This window comes from Chromohalobacter marismortui, assembly GCF_004364315.1.
GTDB lineage: Bacteria > Pseudomonadota > Gammaproteobacteria > Pseudomonadales > Halomonadaceae > Chromohalobacter > Chromohalobacter marismortui.
In genome coordinates this window covers 121458-138733 of record NZ_SOBR01000005.1, presented here as the reverse complement: position 1 = coordinate 138733, position 17276 = coordinate 121458, and the positions used below count along the sequence as shown (strand labels likewise).

The 17276-nt window shown below is 62.6% G+C and carries 14 protein-coding genes; 11 read left to right on the top strand and 3 right to left on the bottom strand.

Going from position 1 to position 17276, the window contains the following annotated elements; all coding sequences use genetic code 11:
* Positions 1-45: 45 nt before the first annotated feature.
* On the bottom strand, positions 46-1449 hold the full coding sequence (gene ehuR, locus C8E00_RS12345) for a MocR-like ectoine utilization transcription factor EhuR (protein WP_133697824.1): 1404 nt from the start codon (positions 1447-1449) through the stop codon (positions 46-48).
* Between the two features lie 181 nt (positions 1450-1630).
* Here ehuR and doeA point away from each other — a divergent pair, with 181 nt between their 5' ends.
* From doeA to C8E00_RS12290, 11 genes are all read left to right on the top strand, one after another.
* Positions 1631-2830, top strand: coding sequence for an ectoine hydrolase DoeA (doeA, locus tag C8E00_RS12340; protein ID WP_133697823.1), 1200 nt, complete (start codon positions 1631-1633; stop codon positions 2828-2830).
* Positions 2831-2861: 31 nt separating this feature from the next.
* Complete coding sequence (doeB, locus tag C8E00_RS12335; RefSeq protein WP_133697822.1) at positions 2862-3878, top strand: N(2)-acetyl-L-2,4-diaminobutanoate deacetylase DoeB; 1017 nt, start codon at positions 2862-2864, stop codon at positions 3876-3878.
* Between the two features lie 19 nt (positions 3879-3897).
* Positions 3898-4374 carry an Lrp/AsnC family transcriptional regulator gene (locus C8E00_RS12330; RefSeq protein ID WP_133697821.1) on the top strand — a complete coding sequence of 159 codons (477 nt, stop codon included), beginning with the start codon at positions 3898-3900 and terminating at the stop codon, positions 4372-4374.
* 91 nt (positions 4375-4465) lie between these two features.
* A complete protein-coding gene (locus C8E00_RS12325; RefSeq protein WP_133697820.1) occupies positions 4466-5245 on the top strand; it encodes a formate dehydrogenase accessory sulfurtransferase FdhD in 780 nt (259 codons plus the stop codon).
* Between the two features lie 76 nt (positions 5246-5321).
* Positions 5322-7736, top strand: coding sequence for an FdhF/YdeP family oxidoreductase (locus C8E00_RS12320; protein WP_133697819.1), 2415 nt, complete (start codon positions 5322-5324; stop codon positions 7734-7736).
* A gap of 192 nt (positions 7737-7928) precedes the next feature.
* Positions 7929-8585, top strand: coding sequence for a hypothetical protein (locus C8E00_RS12315; protein ID WP_133697818.1), 657 nt, complete (start codon positions 7929-7931; stop codon positions 8583-8585).
* A gap of 232 nt (positions 8586-8817) precedes the next feature.
* The gene (locus tag C8E00_RS12310; RefSeq protein ID WP_133697817.1) at positions 8818-10287 is read left to right on the top strand and encodes an NAD-dependent succinate-semialdehyde dehydrogenase; all 1470 of its coding nucleotides are present in this window, start codon (positions 8818-8820) and stop codon (positions 10285-10287) included.
* 272 nt (positions 10288-10559) lie between these two features.
* On the top strand, positions 10560-11966 hold the full coding sequence (locus C8E00_RS12305) for an aspartate aminotransferase family protein (RefSeq protein ID WP_133697816.1): 1407 nt from the start codon (positions 10560-10562) through the stop codon (positions 11964-11966).
* 58 nt (positions 11967-12024) lie between these two features.
* The gene (eutB, locus tag C8E00_RS12300) at positions 12025-13020 is read left to right on the top strand and encodes a hydroxyectoine utilization dehydratase EutB (RefSeq protein ID WP_133697815.1); all 996 of its coding nucleotides are present in this window, start codon (positions 12025-12027) and stop codon (positions 13018-13020) included.
* 61 nt (positions 13021-13081) lie between these two features.
* Entirely contained in the window at positions 13082-14041 is a 960-nt protein-coding gene (locus tag C8E00_RS12295) for a cyclodeaminase (RefSeq protein ID WP_133697814.1), read from the top strand.
* A gap of 125 nt (positions 14042-14166) precedes the next feature.
* Positions 14167-15717 carry an alkaline phosphatase D family protein gene (locus tag C8E00_RS12290; protein ID WP_133697813.1) on the top strand — a complete coding sequence of 517 codons (1551 nt, stop codon included), beginning with the start codon at positions 14167-14169 and terminating at the stop codon, positions 15715-15717.
* Positions 15718-15787: 70 nt separating this feature from the next.
* On the opposite strand, the gene C8E00_RS12285 is transcribed toward C8E00_RS12290, so the two are convergent.
* Positions 15788-16396 carry a LysE family translocator gene (locus C8E00_RS12285; RefSeq protein ID WP_133697812.1) on the bottom strand — a complete coding sequence of 203 codons (609 nt, stop codon included), beginning with the start codon at positions 16394-16396 and terminating at the stop codon, positions 15788-15790.
* Between the two features lie 17 nt (positions 16397-16413).
* A complete protein-coding gene (locus tag C8E00_RS12280; RefSeq protein WP_133697811.1) occupies positions 16414-17244 on the bottom strand; it encodes an AraC family transcriptional regulator in 831 nt (276 codons plus the stop codon).
* Positions 17245-17276: the final 32 nt, after the last annotated feature.

Genomic DNA, 17276 nt, shown 5'->3' with positions numbered 1-17276 from the left:
TCGTGGATGATGGATGCGAGGCGGCGCTGACGCGTGCCCATCGCGTTATATGATTTGTAGCATTGGTGGCGGTGCCTCGCCGAGCAAACGAGCGAGAATGGTCAACCCTTGAGCGAAGCGTTCGGGATCGTTTTCCCCTCCCAGGCTCACGCGAATGCGCCGAGGTGGAGGGCCTTGATCGACCATGAACGACTGCGCCGTGGAAATCGCCAGGCCTTCCTGAAGCGCCTGTTGCTGCAGTTCTTCCGCGCGCCATGCCCCGGGCAGGGCCAGCCAGATATGCATGCCCGTCGGGCGTGAGGCCATGGTGTGGCCTGCCAGGTGTGTGCGGGTCAATTGCTGACGTTCGGCGAGCAAGCGCCGCTGCTCGCTGGCCAAGGCATCGACGGTGCCATCGGCCAGCCAGCGGTCGGCTATCTCGAAGACGAGCGGCGTCGCCATCCAACTGGTGGCGCGCAACCGTGGCAGTGTGTGGTGCAGCTGCCCACGCGGCACGCTGAGATAGCCGGCGCGCAACCCCGAGACGGTGGCCTTGGTCAGGCTGGTGACATGAAAGCTCTGGCGTGGCAGGCGCGCGGTCAGCGGGGTCAAGCCTGGCGGTTCGAGCAGGGCGTGAACGTCATCCTCGATCAACCAGGTGCCGTGTCGGGCCAGTACCTCGGCCACGGCATCGCGACGTGCGTTGTCCATGGTCGCGCCGGTGGGGTTGAGTTGAGTGGGCGTCAGGCATACGACACGCGGTCGATAGCGGCGACACGCAGCATCGAGGGCGTCGGGCATCACCCCTTGTTCATCGATGGCCACGCCGCGCAGTTGCAAGCCCAGCGTGCGTGACAAGGCAATCAAGCCGTGGTCGCTGAGCGCCTCGGTCAACACTACGTCGCCATGCTGGACCAGCGTCGCGATGGCCAACATCACGCCATGGGCGGCGCCGTTGCACAGCACGCGGTCGTCGGGCGTACCGGGGACGCCGAGCGTGTCGTGCAACCACTGGCTGGCACGCTCGCGTTGGTGGAGCAGCCCCGCGATGGGCCGACAAGCATCGATGACATCGGGATGTGCGTTATCCGCCATGTCACGAAGCGTTTCGCGAAAGCGCAGATGATGCCCGGGCGGGCAGATCGGGTGCGCAATGGAAAGATCCACGGGCGAGACGTCCATGGCCATGTTGGCGCCGCGTAGATAGTCGGTTTCCTGGCCGTCGTCGAGCGTGTTGATCCAGGTGCCGCTGCCCACGCGGGCCTGTACCAGGCCCATCTTCTCGGCCTGGGCATAGGCACGCGAGACGGTTTGCACGCTGACTGCCAAGGTCTCGGCCAGGCAGCGGTGTGGCGGCAGGCGCGTGCCGGGCGTGAGGTCGCCCTGGCGAATGGCCTCGGCGAGCGCTCGGGCGATGGCCAGATACTTGGGCCCGTGGGTCGGGAGATAGGGTGTCAGGTCAATTGTCATGACACAATAAAGCCTTTGACGGCAAGCAGCGCGTGAATGCTAGTATCGCGGTTAACGCATTGATCGACAATTGTACTGATTTTATCTTCCTTTCGTCAGTACGATTCATTTCATCGAATGCAGGGTCCTGCCTCCCGTCCGGGAGATCAGGGATGAGCAATTCTGTCGGGCGAGTGGTGCCATGTCTGAGGTTTCCCTGCCTTTCACTCGTGAGGAATACGCCAGCCGTCTGCACAAGGTGCGTTCGGCCATGGCCCATCGAGGGATCGACGTCCTGATCGTCAGCGATCCGTCCAACATGGCGTGGTTGACGGGGTACGATGGTTGGTCCTTCTATGTGCATCAGTGCGTGCTGCTCGGCCTGGAAGGCGAGCCGGTGTGGTATGGGCGCCGCATGGATGCCAACGGGGCGTTACGTACCTGTTGGATCCATCCGGAGAACATTACCTATTATCCGGATTATTACGTTCAAAATCCCGATATGCATCCCATGGAGTACCTGGCGCAGTCGATCCTGCCGGATCGCGGCTGGCATGAGGGTACCATCGGCATGGAGATGGATAATTACTACTTTTCTGCCAAGGCGTATTTGAGCCTCCTGCATGAGTTGCCCCATGCGCGTTTCGCGGATGCCAATGCGCTGGTCAACTGGTGCCGGGTCATCAAGTCGCCGCAGGAAGTCGAGTACATGCGTATCGCGGCGCGGATCGTCGAGGGCATGCACTCGCGTATTCTCGACGTGATACAGCCGGGAGTGCCCAAGAGCAAGGTGGTGTCCGAGATCTATCGCGTGGGCATCGAGGGCTGGACCGATCCGCAAGGACGTGTCTTCGGTGGCGACTATCCGGCTATCGTGCCGATGTTGCCGACCGGCGAGGATGCCGCCGCGCCGCATCTGACCTGGGACGACACCCCCTTTCGCAAGGGCGAAGGTACCTTCTTCGAGATCGCGGGGGTATATCGTCGCTATCATGCGCCGTTGTCGCGCACCGTGTTTCTGGGGACGCCGCCGAGCCAGTTCCTGCGCGCCGAGTCGGCGCTGCTCGAGGGCATCGACAACGGACTGGCGGTGGCCAAGCCAGGCAACCGTGCCGCCGATATCGCCATGGCGCTGGGCGCGGCGATGGACAAGTATGGCTTCGACCGTGGCGGGGCGCGCTGCGGTTATTCCATCGGCATCAGTTATCCGCCGGATTGGGGCGAACGCAACGTGAGTCTGCGTCCCTCCGACGACACCATTCTCGAACCGGGGATGACGTTTCATTTCATGCCGGGGCTCTGGGAAGAAAACTGGGGCCTGGAAATCACCGAAAGCATTCTGATTACCGAGACTGGCTGCGAGACGCTGGCCAACTTTCCACGCCAGCTGTTCGTATGTTGAGCCGTGGGACGCGAGACGAGGAGAATAGGATATGAGCAAGCGACCCAGCCCGGTGTCACCCACTGTCGATTTCGAGGTCGACGGCATTCAGCACGGTTTTCTCAAACTGCCGATCTCCACCGATGAATCGGCCTGGGGCGCGGTGATGATTCCGATAACCGTCATCAACAACGGCGCGGGCCCCACGGCCCTTCTCACCGCCGGCAACCACGGCGATGAATACGAAGGCATCACCGCGTTGCTCAAGCTCAGCAATACGCTGCGCGCTGAAGATGTGCGCGGCCGCGTGATCATCGTGCCGATCATGAACGTGCCCGCTGCCACCGCCGGCAAGCGTACCTCGGGGCTGGATGGCGGCAATCTCAACCGTAGCTTCCCTGGCGATCCAAACGGCAGTGTCACCGAGCAGATTGCCGATTACTTCACGCGTGAGCTGGTGCCGATGTGCGACGTGGCGCTGGATCTGCATTCCGGTGGCCGCACGCTGGATATCCTGCCGTTTGCCGCCGCACACCGGCTCGACGACGCTACCCAGGAAGCGCAAAGCCTTGCCGGTGCGGTTTCCTTCGGTGCGCCGGTCGCGATGATGATGTTCGAGCTCGATGCCACCAAGCTCTATGACACGGCCGTGGAGTCCCAGGGCAAGACCTTCGTGACCACCGAGTTGGGCGGTGGCGGCACCACGACGCCGGAACGCATGGTCATTGCCGAGCGGGGCGTGCGCAATTTTCTGATTCATTACGGATTGATAGAAGGCACGCTGGAAGCCCCCGCCGAGCCGCAGGTGTACGTGGATATGCCCGATGCGTCTTGCTACGTGCAGAGCGAGCATAGCGGCCTGCTGGAGCTGGTGTTCGCACTGGGCGAGACCGTGAGGCGCGGCGATGTGATCGCGCGGATCTATGACATGACGCGCACCGGTAGCGAGCCGATCGTCTACCATGCTCAGCGCGACGGTGTACTGGTGGCGCGTCGCTTCCCGGCGCAGGTGAACATGGGCGATACGATCGCGGTGATCGCGAAAGTCGTCGATCGTCTCGCGCGTTGAGGATGGGCCGCCACACCACATGAAACTCGACCGCTATGATCTCAAGATTCTCGATATTCTGTCGCGCGATGGACGCATCACCAAGTCGAAGCTGGCCGAGGCGATCAACCTCTCGGTCAGCCCTTGTTGGGAACGTGTACGGCGACTGGAAAAAGCCGGCGTCATCGAAGGCTACGGCGCGCGGATCAATCCGGCGCTGGTGGTCAAACGCACGCCGGTATGGGTGCAGATAGAGCTTGCCACGCATCAGGCGGCGAGCTTCGCGCGCTTCGAGAAAGCCGTCGCCGACACGCCGGAGGTGACGGAGTGCGTGGCGGTGGGCGGCGGTGTCGACTATCTGGTCAAGTTCGAAACCGACTCCATCGATGCCTACCAACGCACGATCGATGCCTGGCTGATGGACGGCTTGGGGATCGAGCGCTACTTCACCTATATCGTCACCAAGACCGTGAAACGCACCTCGCCACCGCTGGACGTGCACGACGACGCTTCGTAGCACGCCAGAGGTCGCTGCGCATCATTGAGCGACGCTGACGAAGTAGTAGGATGCCAATGTGGTTGCCTCGTTTTCGCCATGGGATAGTCGTATGCCGTCAGAACGCGTGACCTCTCATTCATTTTCCGCTGCCACACGCTATGACGATCAGCGCGCTCGGCCCTTGCGGACGCTCGAAGGCCCTCAGGAACAGCCGCTGACCCTGTCGCTCAACGATACCGCCATGGTGACGTTGCTGGCGACGCCCGACGCCCTCGAGCCGCTGGCGGTAGGGCATGCGTTTACCGCAGGCTGGATCGAACGCGCCGAGCAAGTCGAGGACATTCAGCTGTCGCGGCTGCGTCATGGATTGGCGGTACGTCTGTCGGTGTCATCCCGGACCGAGGCGCGTGCCGCCGAGTTGCAGCGTGCCGGGGCCTCGGTGTCGAGCTGCGGTGCCTGTGGCGTGGCCGAGGAGTCGCAGTTGATGCAGGGCCTCAAGCGCTTGCCGGCGTGCGGGCCCCTGGCGCCCGAGGCCCTGATGCGCGGAGTGGAGAGCCTGCAGCGTCACGCACGTGCCGGGCTGCATATGGCGTTGGCCCTCGATGGCGAAGGCGAGGTGTTGATGCGCGGCGTGGATATCGGACGCCACAATGCCCTGGACCGGATCATCGGCGAAGGGTTGGCACATGGCGAAATGCCTGCGGCGGTGCTGCTTTCCAGTCGCTGCAGCATGGAGCTGGTGCAAAAAACCGTACGTGCCGGCATCGCGACCTTGGCCACGTTGTCGTTGCCATCGGCGCTGGCGGTGGAAATCGCGCGTGCCTGTGACCTCAACTTGATCTGTTGTCATCGCGGCCGGCATCTCGAGCGCCTGAGCGGGGCGGCTTGACGCCCGAGCTTTTCTGGCGCTTTACCCACGTCATCGTACCTCCTTGTCATCCTTCTATTACGTTACCGAGATCGTCATGGCTTCTCATCATAAGACTCCGTTACCCGACGACCGCAGGGCGTCTTCCGCACCCGAGGTCGAGGAGCGGCTTCCCGACGCGGACGCCGCCTTGACCCGCGAACCGCGCGTGGAAACCTACACTGGGCCGGCCGGTGGCTGGGGCGCGATGCATAGCGTGGGGCGCCACCTCAAGCGTAGCAAGGCGCCATTCAAGGGCGCGCGGGCGCTGCTCTCCACCAACCAGCCGCATGGCTTCGATTGTCCGGGCTGTGCGTGGGGCGACCCGTTGCATGGCTCGTCGTTCGAGTTTTGCGAAAACGGTGTCAAAGCCGTGGCCTGGGAAAGCACCAAAAAGCGTGTCACGCGGCGTTTCTTCGAACGCCACACGCTGAGTGAGCTGCGCGACTGGGATGACTTTCGTCTCGAGGATCAAGGCCGGCTCACCGAGCCCATGCGGTACGATGCGGCCAGTGATCGCTATGTGCCCATCGGATGGGAGGCGGCGTTCGCGCTGATCGCCGACCGCTTGGCGGCGCTGCCCGACCCCAACCGCGCGTTGTTCTATACCTCTGGACGGGCCAGCAACGAAGCGGCGTACCTGTATCAGCTGTTCGTGCGCCTCTATGGCACCAACAATTTTCCCGACTGCTCGAACATGTGCCACGAGGCCAGTGGCGTGGGTATGGATGCCAGCCTGGGCGTGGGCAAAGGCACTGTCCAACTGGAAGATTTCGAACATACCGATACCATCTTGGTCTTCGGCCAGAACCCCGGTACCAACCATCCACGGATGCTCGGCGATCTGCGTCGCGCGGCGGAGCGAGGCGCGCGTATCGTCAGCTTCAACCCTCTCAAGGAACGTGGCCTGGAACGGTTCGCCGACCCCCAGAACAAGCGCGAAATGCTCACCCAGGGCAGCCATCGCATCTCCTCGCATTACTATCAGCCCAAGATGGGCGGCGACATGGCGGCGGCGCGCGGCATCGCCAAGGCCTTGTTCGCGCTGGAAGCGCGAGGTCGCTTCACGCCGGATCGCGCCTTCATCGCGTCGCATACCGCCGGTTATGATGAGTGGCGGACCCAGGTCGAGGCCACGCCGTGGGCGGACATCGAGGATCAGGCCGGCCTGGCACGCACGCAGATCGAGGAGGTGGCGGATATCGTCGCCCGCGCCGAGCGCATGATCATCACCTGGGCGATGGGCATTACCCAGCACGAGCATTCGGTGAATACCGTGCGCGAGTTGGTCAATCTATTACTGCTGGGTGGTCACATCGGACGTCCCGGTGCAGGAGCGTGCCCGGTGCGGGGGCATTCCAACGTGCAGGGCGATCGCACCATGGGGATCGACGAAAAAGCGCCCGGCCGGCTGATCGCGGCGTTGGAGAGCCGTTACGGTGTGGCCATGCCGCGGGCCCCGGGTTACAACACCGTAGGGGCCATCCGCGCGCTGGAAGAGGGCGATGCCGATGTCTTCATCGGCCTGGGCGGCAACTTTACGCGTGCCACGCCGGATAGCCAGCGTACCGAGCGTGCCTTCCGGCGCCTTGGCCTCAATGTGCAGATCAGCACCAAACTCAACCGTAGCCACCTGATCACCGGTGGCGATGCGTTGATCCTGCCGTGCCTGGGCCGTACCGAGATCGACCGCCAGGGCGAGGCCGGCGTGTCGCAGCAAGTCAGCGTCGAGGATTCGATGTCGATGGTGCATGGCAGCGCCGGCATTCAGGCGCCGGCTTCCGAGTGGCTGCGCTCTGAGCCGGCGATCGTGGCGGGGATCGCCGAGGCTACGCTGGCACGGGTTCTGCCGCGCCGCGGGGTGGCGTCCGATGTCGTCGACTGGGCTGGCCTGGTGGCGGATTATGATCGTATCCGCGACGAGATCGAGGCGGTGATTCCCGGCTTCGAAAACTTCAATGCGCGTCTGGGGCAGGTGGGTGGGTTCTGGCTGGAAAACGCCGCCAGCCAACGCCGCTTCAACACGTCATCCGCACGGGCGACATTCTGTAGCGCACCGTTGCCCGAGGCGGTGATGCACCAACGCTTGCAGGCCCGCCGCGATGACGGCTGGCTGACACTCCAGACGCTGCGCAGCCACGATCAGTACAACACTACCGTATACGGTTACGACGACCGTTACCGCGGCGTCAAGGGGCAGCGTCGGGTGGTGTTCGTCAATCCTGCCGACCTCACGCGGCTGGGGCTCGAAAGTGACCAATGGGTGGATCTGGTGGGCCTCGATCATGAGGGGGAGCCCCGGCGCGCCCCGGCCTTCAGGATCGTTGCCTACGAGACGCCCGAAGGGTGCGCCGCCGCCTACTATCCAGAAACCAATGCGTTGGTTCCCCTGGAAAGCGTCGGCGTGGGCACCGACACGCCTACCTCCAAGGCGGTCGCGGTACGCCTGGAGCCGAGTCGGCGGATCGCGTGATGCGCCGATGATCCGCACCTTGCGACCAAAGTCGGGACGCATGACCGGTGTCATGGCGCTATGCTGTCAAATACTACATAAGCGTCGCTACATGAGATGGTGTGACATCCACCCGTCGGACGACGCCACTCACACCCTCACATGATGGGGGCACGCCGCTCAACTCAATGAGGTCACCCGGGAGGTGCCGTCATGGAATTGTTCATCCAGACTGCATTGGGGTTTCCGTTCGCCTTCTTTCTGGTCTTGCTGGCACTAGTGGCCCTCTACTGGTTGCTGGTCGGGCTGCGCGTCCTGCGCGTCTCGTGTTTCGACCATGACAGTCTGCGCGACGATCATCTCGCCAGCACCTTGATTTCACTGGGCTTCGCAGGGGTGCCGGCGTCATTCGCGCTGAGTGCCTTGATCGTCACTGCTACGCCCGTCGCATTCGTGCTGAGTTTGATATTGCACTGGTTACCGTTGGGGCTGTTGCGCTTGCCGCTGGGCTTTCTGGCCATCTGGGCGGCGTTCGCGCTGGCGTCGTCACCGAGCGTGGTTGCGTGCCACGCCCTGGCGCGGCGTTTCCATCATGCGCGTCGGGCTTCTCCACGCTGGCTGCTGGGCGAAACCGTCGTCGTGCGTCAAGCAAGCGATAGCCAAGGGCGTTGCCAAGCGACGCTGGAAAGCGATCCCGAGGTCGTCGTCACCCTGCATGGCAAAGGGGCCGGCTGCCTCGCCGGTGAACGTCGCGTGCTGGTCAAGCATGTCGTCGCTGAAAATGCGTACCGTGCGGTACCCGCCGAAGAGTATTTGGACGCGCACGTGCGCCTGCGCAAGTTGCATTTACTGCCGCGCCACGATATTTGAGCGTTTCACGCCTGCTGCCGCCCCTGCTTGCGGCAGTGGGCGAGCGCAGAAAAAAACGCCTTTCCTGAGGCATGACTCGAAAAAAAACGGTGTCGATCACCCCACCAGACAAAAACTCTCCTGCCTTGTGCTGCTTTATCCTGTGGGCATCGGATGAACGTCATCCGCCACGACCTATCCGGGCCAGCTGTTCGCCAATCCAGGCCCGGTTCGTTTTCGGGAGAGGTAGCGCATGAAACTCAACGATCCGCGTCTATTGCGTCAGTACGCTTATATCGACGGTAAATGGACTCATGGCGACGCCGGTCGCGAAGAAGCGGTCGTCGATCCTGCCACGGGCGAAGTACTGGGGCACATTCCCTGGCTCGAGGCCCCGCAATTGCGAGAAGCGGTTGATGCCGCGGATGCCGCCTTCGTCCAGTGGCGGGCACTGCGCGCCGACGAGCGTGCCGAGCGTCTGCAGGCGTGGTATGACTTGGTGATCGAGCATCGCGAGGATCTGGCGATCATCATGACGCGCGAGCAGGGTAAGCCGTTGCCCGACTCTCGCGGTGAGATCGAATACGGCGCCAGCTTCATCAAATGGTTCGCCGAAGAGGGAAAGCGTACCTTCGGGCAAACCATTCCCAGTCATATCCCCAACGCTGCCCTGGGATCGCTCAAGGAGCCGGTGGGGGTGGCCGCATTGATTACGCCCTGGAACTTCCCGCTGGCGATGATCACGCGCAAGGCCGGTGCCGCGCTGGCCGCCGGCTGCACGGTCATCGTCAAGCCGGCCGGCGAGACGCCGTTCTCGGCCTTGGCGCTGGCGGAACTCGCCGAACGTGCCGAGATTCCGGCCGGGGTTTTCAACGTGGTGTTGGGTGAGCCCGCCGAGGTGTCCAAGCTGTTGTGCGAAGAAGAGCGCGTCAAGGCGCTGTCGTTCACCGGCTCCACCCGCGTCGGCCGGCTGTTGCTTGAGCAGTCCGCGAATAGCGTCAAGCGCGTCTCACTGGAACTGGGTGGCAATGCGCCGTTCATCGTCGGCCCCGACATGGAGCCCGCCGAGGCCGCGCGTGCCGCAGTCGCCGCCAAGTTCCAGACCGGCGGGCAAGATTGCCTGGCCGCCAACCGGATCCTGGTGCACGAGTCGATCCATGACGAGTTCGTCGAGCAGTTCGTCGCCTGCATGGAAACGCTCAAGGTCGGCAATGGCTTGGTGACCAATATCGATATCGGGCCGCTGATTCATCAGCAGGCGGTGGAGAAGGCGTCGAGCATCGTCGATGACGCCCTTTCGCGCGGTGCGACGCTGGTACATGGCGATCAGTCCATGGCGCCGGGACCGAATTTCTTCATGCCTACGTTGCTCACTGGCGTGACGCCGTACATGAAGGCCTGGCGCGAGGAAAGCTTCTCACCGGTGGCGGGGGTGACGGCCTATAAGGATGACGATGAGGTCATCAAGCTGGCCAATGATACCGAGTACGGCCTGGCGGCCTATGTCTATACCCACGACATCCGGCGTATCTGGAAGCTCCTGCGTGCCCTGGAGTACGGCATGGTGGCGATCAACTCGGTGAAGATGACCGGGCCGCCGGTACCCTTCGGTGGCGTCAAGCAGTCCGGCCTGGGTCGCGAAGGCGGCACCGCCGGCATCGAAGAATACCTGGAGACGAAGTTTTATTGTCTGGGGGCCCTGGGCTCCGTGTCCGGGAGCTAGGCTCGTTGTCACGAATCACGAGCTAACAAAGTGCTCGTGACTTGATAAACGTTTCTTTCACGACCCGGCAAGATCAAGAGGGCTTTGCCGGTGACAAGACGTCGCGAGGGCGCTGTGACCCCTTCCCTGGGCGCTACCTTTGCCATTCATGGCAAAGGACCCTCACGCCGCCTTGCCACCGGCGCTCGTCATCGTGGGTGGGACATGAATTCTACGTCGTGCTTGACGTTCGGTTTTATCGGCGTGAGCCGAGACAGTTACGGGAGAATGATATGAGTCAGCACCAAGACCTGATCGATCGCGACCGCAAGGTGACCTTTCACGCTTCAACACATCTGCGCGATTTCGCGCATGGCGATGTGCCGGGGCGGGTGATCAGCGGCGGTCAAGGCATCAATATCGTCGATAAGGACGGTCGCGAGTTCATCGACGGTTTCGCTGGTCTTTATTGCGTCAACATCGGTTATGGGCGTACCGAAGTTGCCGAGGCGATCTATCGGCAGGCGCTGGAGCTGTCCTATTACCATACCTATGTCGGCCATTCGAACGAGCCGCAGATCCAGCTTTCCGAGAAGATTCTCGAGCTGGCCGGGCCGGGCATGTCCAAGGTTTATTATGGCATGTCGGGGAGTGATGCCAACGAGACGCAGCTCAAGATCGTGCGCTATTACAACAATGTGCGTGGCTTGCCGCAGAAAAAGAAAGTGATCTCGCGGCAGCGCGGCTATCACGGCTCGGGTATCGCTTCAGGGTCGCTGACCGGTCTCAAGGCGTTTCACGATCATTTCGACCTGCCCATCGAGGGCATCCTGCATACCGAGGCGCCGTACTATTATCAGCGTGGCGCCGAGCAGGCGGGCATGAGCGAGCGCGAGTTTTCCGCGCATTGCGCCGCCAAGCTCGAAGAGCTGATCCTCGCCGAAGGCCCGGACACCGTGGCAGCCTTCATCGGCGAGCCGGTATTGGGCACCGGGGGCATCGTGCCGCCGCCCGAGGGTTACTGGGAGGCGATCCAGGCGGTGCTCGCGAAGTACGACGTGCTGCTGATCGCCGATGAAGTGGTTTGCGGCTTCGGGCGCATCGGTACCGATTTCGGCAGCCATCACTACGCCATCAAGCCCGACCTGATCACCATCGCCAAGGGCCTGACCAGTGCCTATCAGCCATTGTCCGGGGTCATCGTCGGCGATCGCGTGTGGCAGGTGCTGGAGCAGGGCGCCGGTGAATACGGCCCCATCGGTCACGGCTGGACCTATTCAGGCCATGCGCTGGGTTGCGCCGCCGGGCTTGCCAACCTGGCCATCATCGAGCGCGAAGGATTGACCGCCAATGCCGCCGAGACCGGCGCTTATCTGCAGCAGCAAATGCAACAGACATTCGGCGAGCATCCGCTGGTGGGGAACGTGCGTGGTGTGGGCATGCTGGCGGCGCTGGAATTCTCGCCGGCCCCGGCTCATCGGGCGCTCTTCGATCCCGCGCTCAAGGTCGGGCCGCGCGTGAGCGCCGCCGCGTTGAGCGAAAACCTGATCGCACGCGCCATGCCGCAAGGTGACATTCTCGGCTTCGCGCCGCCGTTGGTGACGACTCGCGATGAGGTCGACGATATCGTCGCCCGCGCCAAGCGCGCCGTCGACAAGGTGACCGATGAGCTGACTCGTTCGGGAGACTTGCAAGCCTGAACGCGGCTTTTCTATCGTGGCAAGAGTGAGTCTGTGGCAAGCCGCAAGGACGTGATCCATGATCGAGCCCCGGCCTGATATCAACCTGGCGTCGATCTATGCCGCGCGTGCGCGTCTGCAAGGGCAGGTGGCGCGAACGCCGCTGATTCGATCGCAGGCGCTATCGCAACGTTTCGAGGCCGAGGTATTCCTCAAGCTGGAAACCCGTCAGCCCACCGGGGCGTTCAAGTTGCGCGGTGCGACCAACATGATCGCCGCGCTGATCGAACGCGACGGACGTGACACGCTGGCGCGCGGCGTGACCACGGCCTCGACGGGCAATCACGGGCGTGCCGTCGCCCACGCCGCGTACCAGTTGGGAATTCCCGCCGTCATCTGTCTGTCGCGGCTGGTGCCCGACAACAAGGCCGCGGCCATCGAGGCCTTGGGCGCCGAGGTGCGGCGTGTCGGGGAAAGCCAGGACGACGCCTTCGACGAGGTCGAGCGCCTGGTGGCTTCGGGCATGACGGCGATTCCGCCTTTCGACGACCCGTTGATCGTGAGCGGACAGGGGACCATCGGCCTCGAGCTGATGGAAGATCAACCCGCGCTCGATCGGGTCCTCGTCGGACTGTCCGGCGGCGGTTTGTTGGGGGGCATCGGCGCGGCGGTCAAGGCGATCCGTCCGGCGACGCGGGTGACCGGCATCAGCCTCTCCCGAGGTGCGGCGATGTGGGAAAGCCTCCAGGCCGGGCATCCGGTCAACGTGGCCGAAGTCGAAAGTCTCGGCGATTCGCTGGGCGGCGGTATCGGGTTGGACAACCGTTACACCTTCGCGCTGGTGCGCGAGGTCATGGATGATCACTACCAGGTCTCGGAACCCGCCATCGCACGTGCCATGGTCGACTTACTCGATGCCGAGAAGATGCTGGTCGAGGGAGCGGCGGCCGTGGGGCTGGCGGCGCTCGAGGAACATGGTCTCGACATTCGTGGCCAGCGCGTGGCATTGATCGTTTCCGGCAACGGTGTGGCATTGGAAACCTTTGACCGTGCCCGGGCGTTGGCGGGAGCCTGATGCTGCTCCCTACTTATTTACTCCCTCTCTTCATTCTTCTCTTTTGCGTCTGGAGGACGTCATGCAGCTCCATCAACGCGACGCCATCGAAGCCGCCGTTCAACTGGACATGGACGCCTTGACCGTCATCGAAGCGGGGTTCGCGGCCCTGGGGCGTGGTGAGGCCGTGCAGCCGCCGATCCTGTCGATGGCCATCGAGGAGACCAATGGCGAGGTCGACGTCAAGACTGCGCATATTCGCGGTTTCGAACGCTTCGCCATCAAGGTGAGTTCCGGGTTCTTCGACAATCCCAAACAGGGGTTGCCCAGCCTCAACGGGCTGATGATGATATTCTCGGCCCGCACCGGGCTGGTAGATGCGGTGCTCTTCGACGAAGGCTATCTGACGGCGGTGCGCACGGCTCTCGCGGGAGCGCTTTCCGCCCAGTATCTGGCGCGTGAGAACAGCCGCCGCGTGACGGTCCTCGGCGCCGGCGAACAAGCTGAGTTGCAGATCGATGCCCTGCGTCTAGTGCGAGACATCGAGACCGTCGATGTCTGGGCGCGTCGGCGCGAGGCCGCCGAGTCCTATGCCGAACGGCTGCGTCAGCGCGGCCTGACGGTCAATGTTCACGACGATATCCATGCGGCGTGTCGTGAGGCGGATATCATCGTCACCGCGACGCCTTCGCAACGGCCGATTCTCGAGGCCGCCGATCTCCCCGAGGGCGTGCATGTCACGGCGATGGGGTCCGACAGCCCGGACAAGCGCGAGCTGGACGATAGCGTGATGACCCGCGCCGATGCCTTCGTCTGCGATACCCGCGCGCAAAGCGAGCACAACGGCGAGCTCAAGGCCTTCGTCAAGCCCGGCGAAGCGGCGGCCAACGTGCCGTTCAAGGTCTTCGAGCTAGGCCAGGTGATCGACCGGGGGCTGACGCTGCGCCTCTCGGAGGCCGGCATCACCGTGTGCGACCTCACCGGCACCGGCGTGCAGGACACGGCCATCGCGGATTACGCCCTGCAGCGGCTGGAAGCCTAAAAATCCAGCTGCTGGCGCGACCGACCTGACATGTCGTGCCACTCAATCGTCATGGGGATGCCATGGCGTCGTCATCCCCTTTCGAGATACTGAGTGAACCATGGACACTCAGTGGAGAGTTGGCGATGCGATATTCTCGCCGTGATGTATTGGGATGGGGCGTCAAGGCTGGCGCGGCGTTAGGGGCCGTGTCGGTGGCGCCGTCGATCGTGCTGGCCGAGTCACGGCGTCCGCAGGTGACCTCGGGCGTGATGAGCGGTGACATGCTGAACGCCCGGGCGATGCTCTGGTCGCGCACTGATCGTCCCGCGCGGATGTTCGTCGAGCTGGCCGACAATCCTGCCTTTCGCAGTGCCCGCCAGGTGCGCGGTCCCGAGGTGCTGCCGAGCGATGGCCTGGTCGGCAAGCTGGACGTCGCGGGACTCGGCGACTTGGATACCCTGCATTACCGCGTGCGTTTTGCCGCCCTGGGTGACCCGCGTGCCCTGAGCGAGCCGGTCGAGGGGCGCCTGCGCCTGCCGCCGTCCCGGGCGCGGGACGTGCGCTTCGTGTGGTCCGGCGACACGGTCGGGCAAGGCTGGGGCATCGATGAATCGCGTGGCGGCATGACGATCTACGACACCATGCGCCGTCAGCGTCCGGATTTTTTCATCCACTCCGGCGATACGGTCTACGCCGACGGCCCCCTGGAAGAAAGCGTGACGCTTGCCAACGGCGAAACCTGGCGCAACGTGGTCACCCCGGCCAAGCGCAAGGTGGCGGAAACGCTGGACGAGTTTCGTGGCCAGCACACCTACAACCTGCTCGATGCCAATCTGCGGCGCTTCAATGCCGAGGTGCCCATGCTCGCGCAATGGGACGATCATGAGACGACCAACAACTGGTATCCCGGCGAGTGGCTCGAGGACGAGCGCTACACGGAAAAGAGCGTGTCGCTTCTGGCGGCGCGCGGGCGTCAGGCCTTTCTCGAGCATACGCCGCTGCGCCAGCGCCCGACGGCGCCGGGACGTATCCATCGGCGCTTTGCGTATGGGCCGTCGCTGGAGGTGTTCATGCTCGACATGCGTACCTACCGTGGTGCCAACAGTCGCAACCGACAAACCGAGTCTTCCGCGCAAACGGCCTTTCTGGGAGAAGATCAGTTCGACTGGCTGCACCGTTCTCTGAAAGCGTCCACGGCGACCTGGAAGGTCATTGCTTCAGATATGCCCATCGGTCTGGTGGTCAACGATGGCGAGGCGTACGAGGCCATCGCCAATGGTGATTCGGGCGCCCCCCTGGGTCGTGAGCTGGAGATCGCGAGGCTGTTGCGGTCGATTCGCGACGACAAGATCCAGAACGTGGTGTGGCTAACGGCGGACGTTCACTACACCGCGGCGCATCACTACTCGCCGGAGCGGGCCCGTTTCCAGGAGTTCACGCCTTTCTGGGAGTTCGTCAGCGGCCCGCTGCATGCCGGCACCTTCGGCCCCGGCGCGCTGGACGCGACCTTCGGTCCGGAGGTGGTTTTCCAGAAAGCCCCGCCTGATGGCGAGTCGAACCTACCGCCATCTCGAGGCTATCAATTCTTCGGCCAGGTCGACCTCGACGGCGAGAGCGAAGCGTTGACGGTGAGTCTGATGGATGCCGCCGGCAACACGCTGCATCGTCAGCAACTGACGCCGCAGACGGCGTAATACGCTATCGAGGCAAGATGCCCGTATTGCTACGTTCAAGAAATGGTGCCCGAGAATGGGCAGGCTGATGCTATGAACCGAGAAGCGGCAAGACGACGTATTCATACCCGATAACCAAGCCCGTCAGAGCCAAAAGAAGCGCCAGGATGATATTGATGAGCCGCAATAAGGAGTGATCACGAATGGCTTTTCCCATCACGCTACCCAGTAATGCGTAGCTTCCAGGTGCGCCAGTTGCCAGCACGCCGATGAGTAGCGCCACCATGATGAGGTCTGGCCCTTCTATATGCATTGCGGGTAGCTGGATGGTCGCGATGGGTAACGTGGCGACGATGCCTTTAGGGTTGAGTAATTGCATCAACACCCCTTCCTTGAAGCGCAAGGGACGCGATATCGCATCCACCTCGGTCCTGTGAGGAGTGGATCGGGCTATCTTGATCGACAGGTAAAGAATGTAAAACGTGCCGAGCGCACTGATGACCAGCAGTGTCTTTCCCTGGATGAATACGCTTCCCAGCCAGCCAAACAGCAGAAGCATCAGCCACATTGCTGTGCCGACGCCGATGAAAAATCCTGTCGATTCCTTGGCTTTGCCGTTGATTCCGGCATTCAGGCCAAGCAGGTTCACCGGCCCGGGCGTGTACATCACGCTTATGGCATAGGCGAGCATCGCGAGCATGAGGGTTTCCTGTCTTGCTAGGTAAAAATATGGGCTTGGTATTGTCGTGGTGTCATGCCGTAAATACGCTTGAAACGGCGGTTGAAATGACTGAGGTCAGAAAAGCCGCAGCATAAGGCAGCCTCCATGACGCTCTCGCCGTTTTCGAGGTGACGTCGGGCGGCATTGACCCTGCAGTTCAATACATACTGGTGCGGCGTAATGCCGTACTGTGTCCTGAATGTTCTCAGGAAGTGATACTTGGAAATGTTGGCGGAATGGCTGATGTCATCCAGGCTGATGTCATATCTGGCATTTTCATGGATGTAGTCCTTCGCCCTTTCGAGCAGCGAGTCCGACCGTCTGGCCCGCTCGTTGGGGGCAAAACGTCCGGCGCGCTCGGCCAAGTGAGCCGCAATGCGATACAGCGCATATTCTTGCTCGATCTGACTCGTCTCCTGTTCCTCGATCATGCGCGACAGGGCGATGATCTCGTCACGAAGGGGGACATTTTTCATGAGCGTCGGGGCCAGGCGAGTGGTCAGCAGGCCTTGCATGCCCATGGCATTGGCAATGAGCGGGTCGAGTTCGTCGGGATGGATATAGAGCATGACGTAATCGAGAGCGTCGCCGCCCCCGGCGTGACCGTCATGCACCTCATCGGGATGCAGGGTGATCACACTACCCGGCGGACTGCGATGAAACTCACCGTTGCTGAAGAAATCCTGACGTCCCGACAATGTGACACCCAGTGCATATTCTTCATGCGCATGGCGGTCGTACTGGAAATCGTTCATCGTGGCATGCAATGCCGTGATGCGTGCCACATGCCGGCTTTTCATGAACCGGAAACGACTCGTGGATTGCATGTGGTGTCCTCCTTACGTCCCGGTCGAGCCAT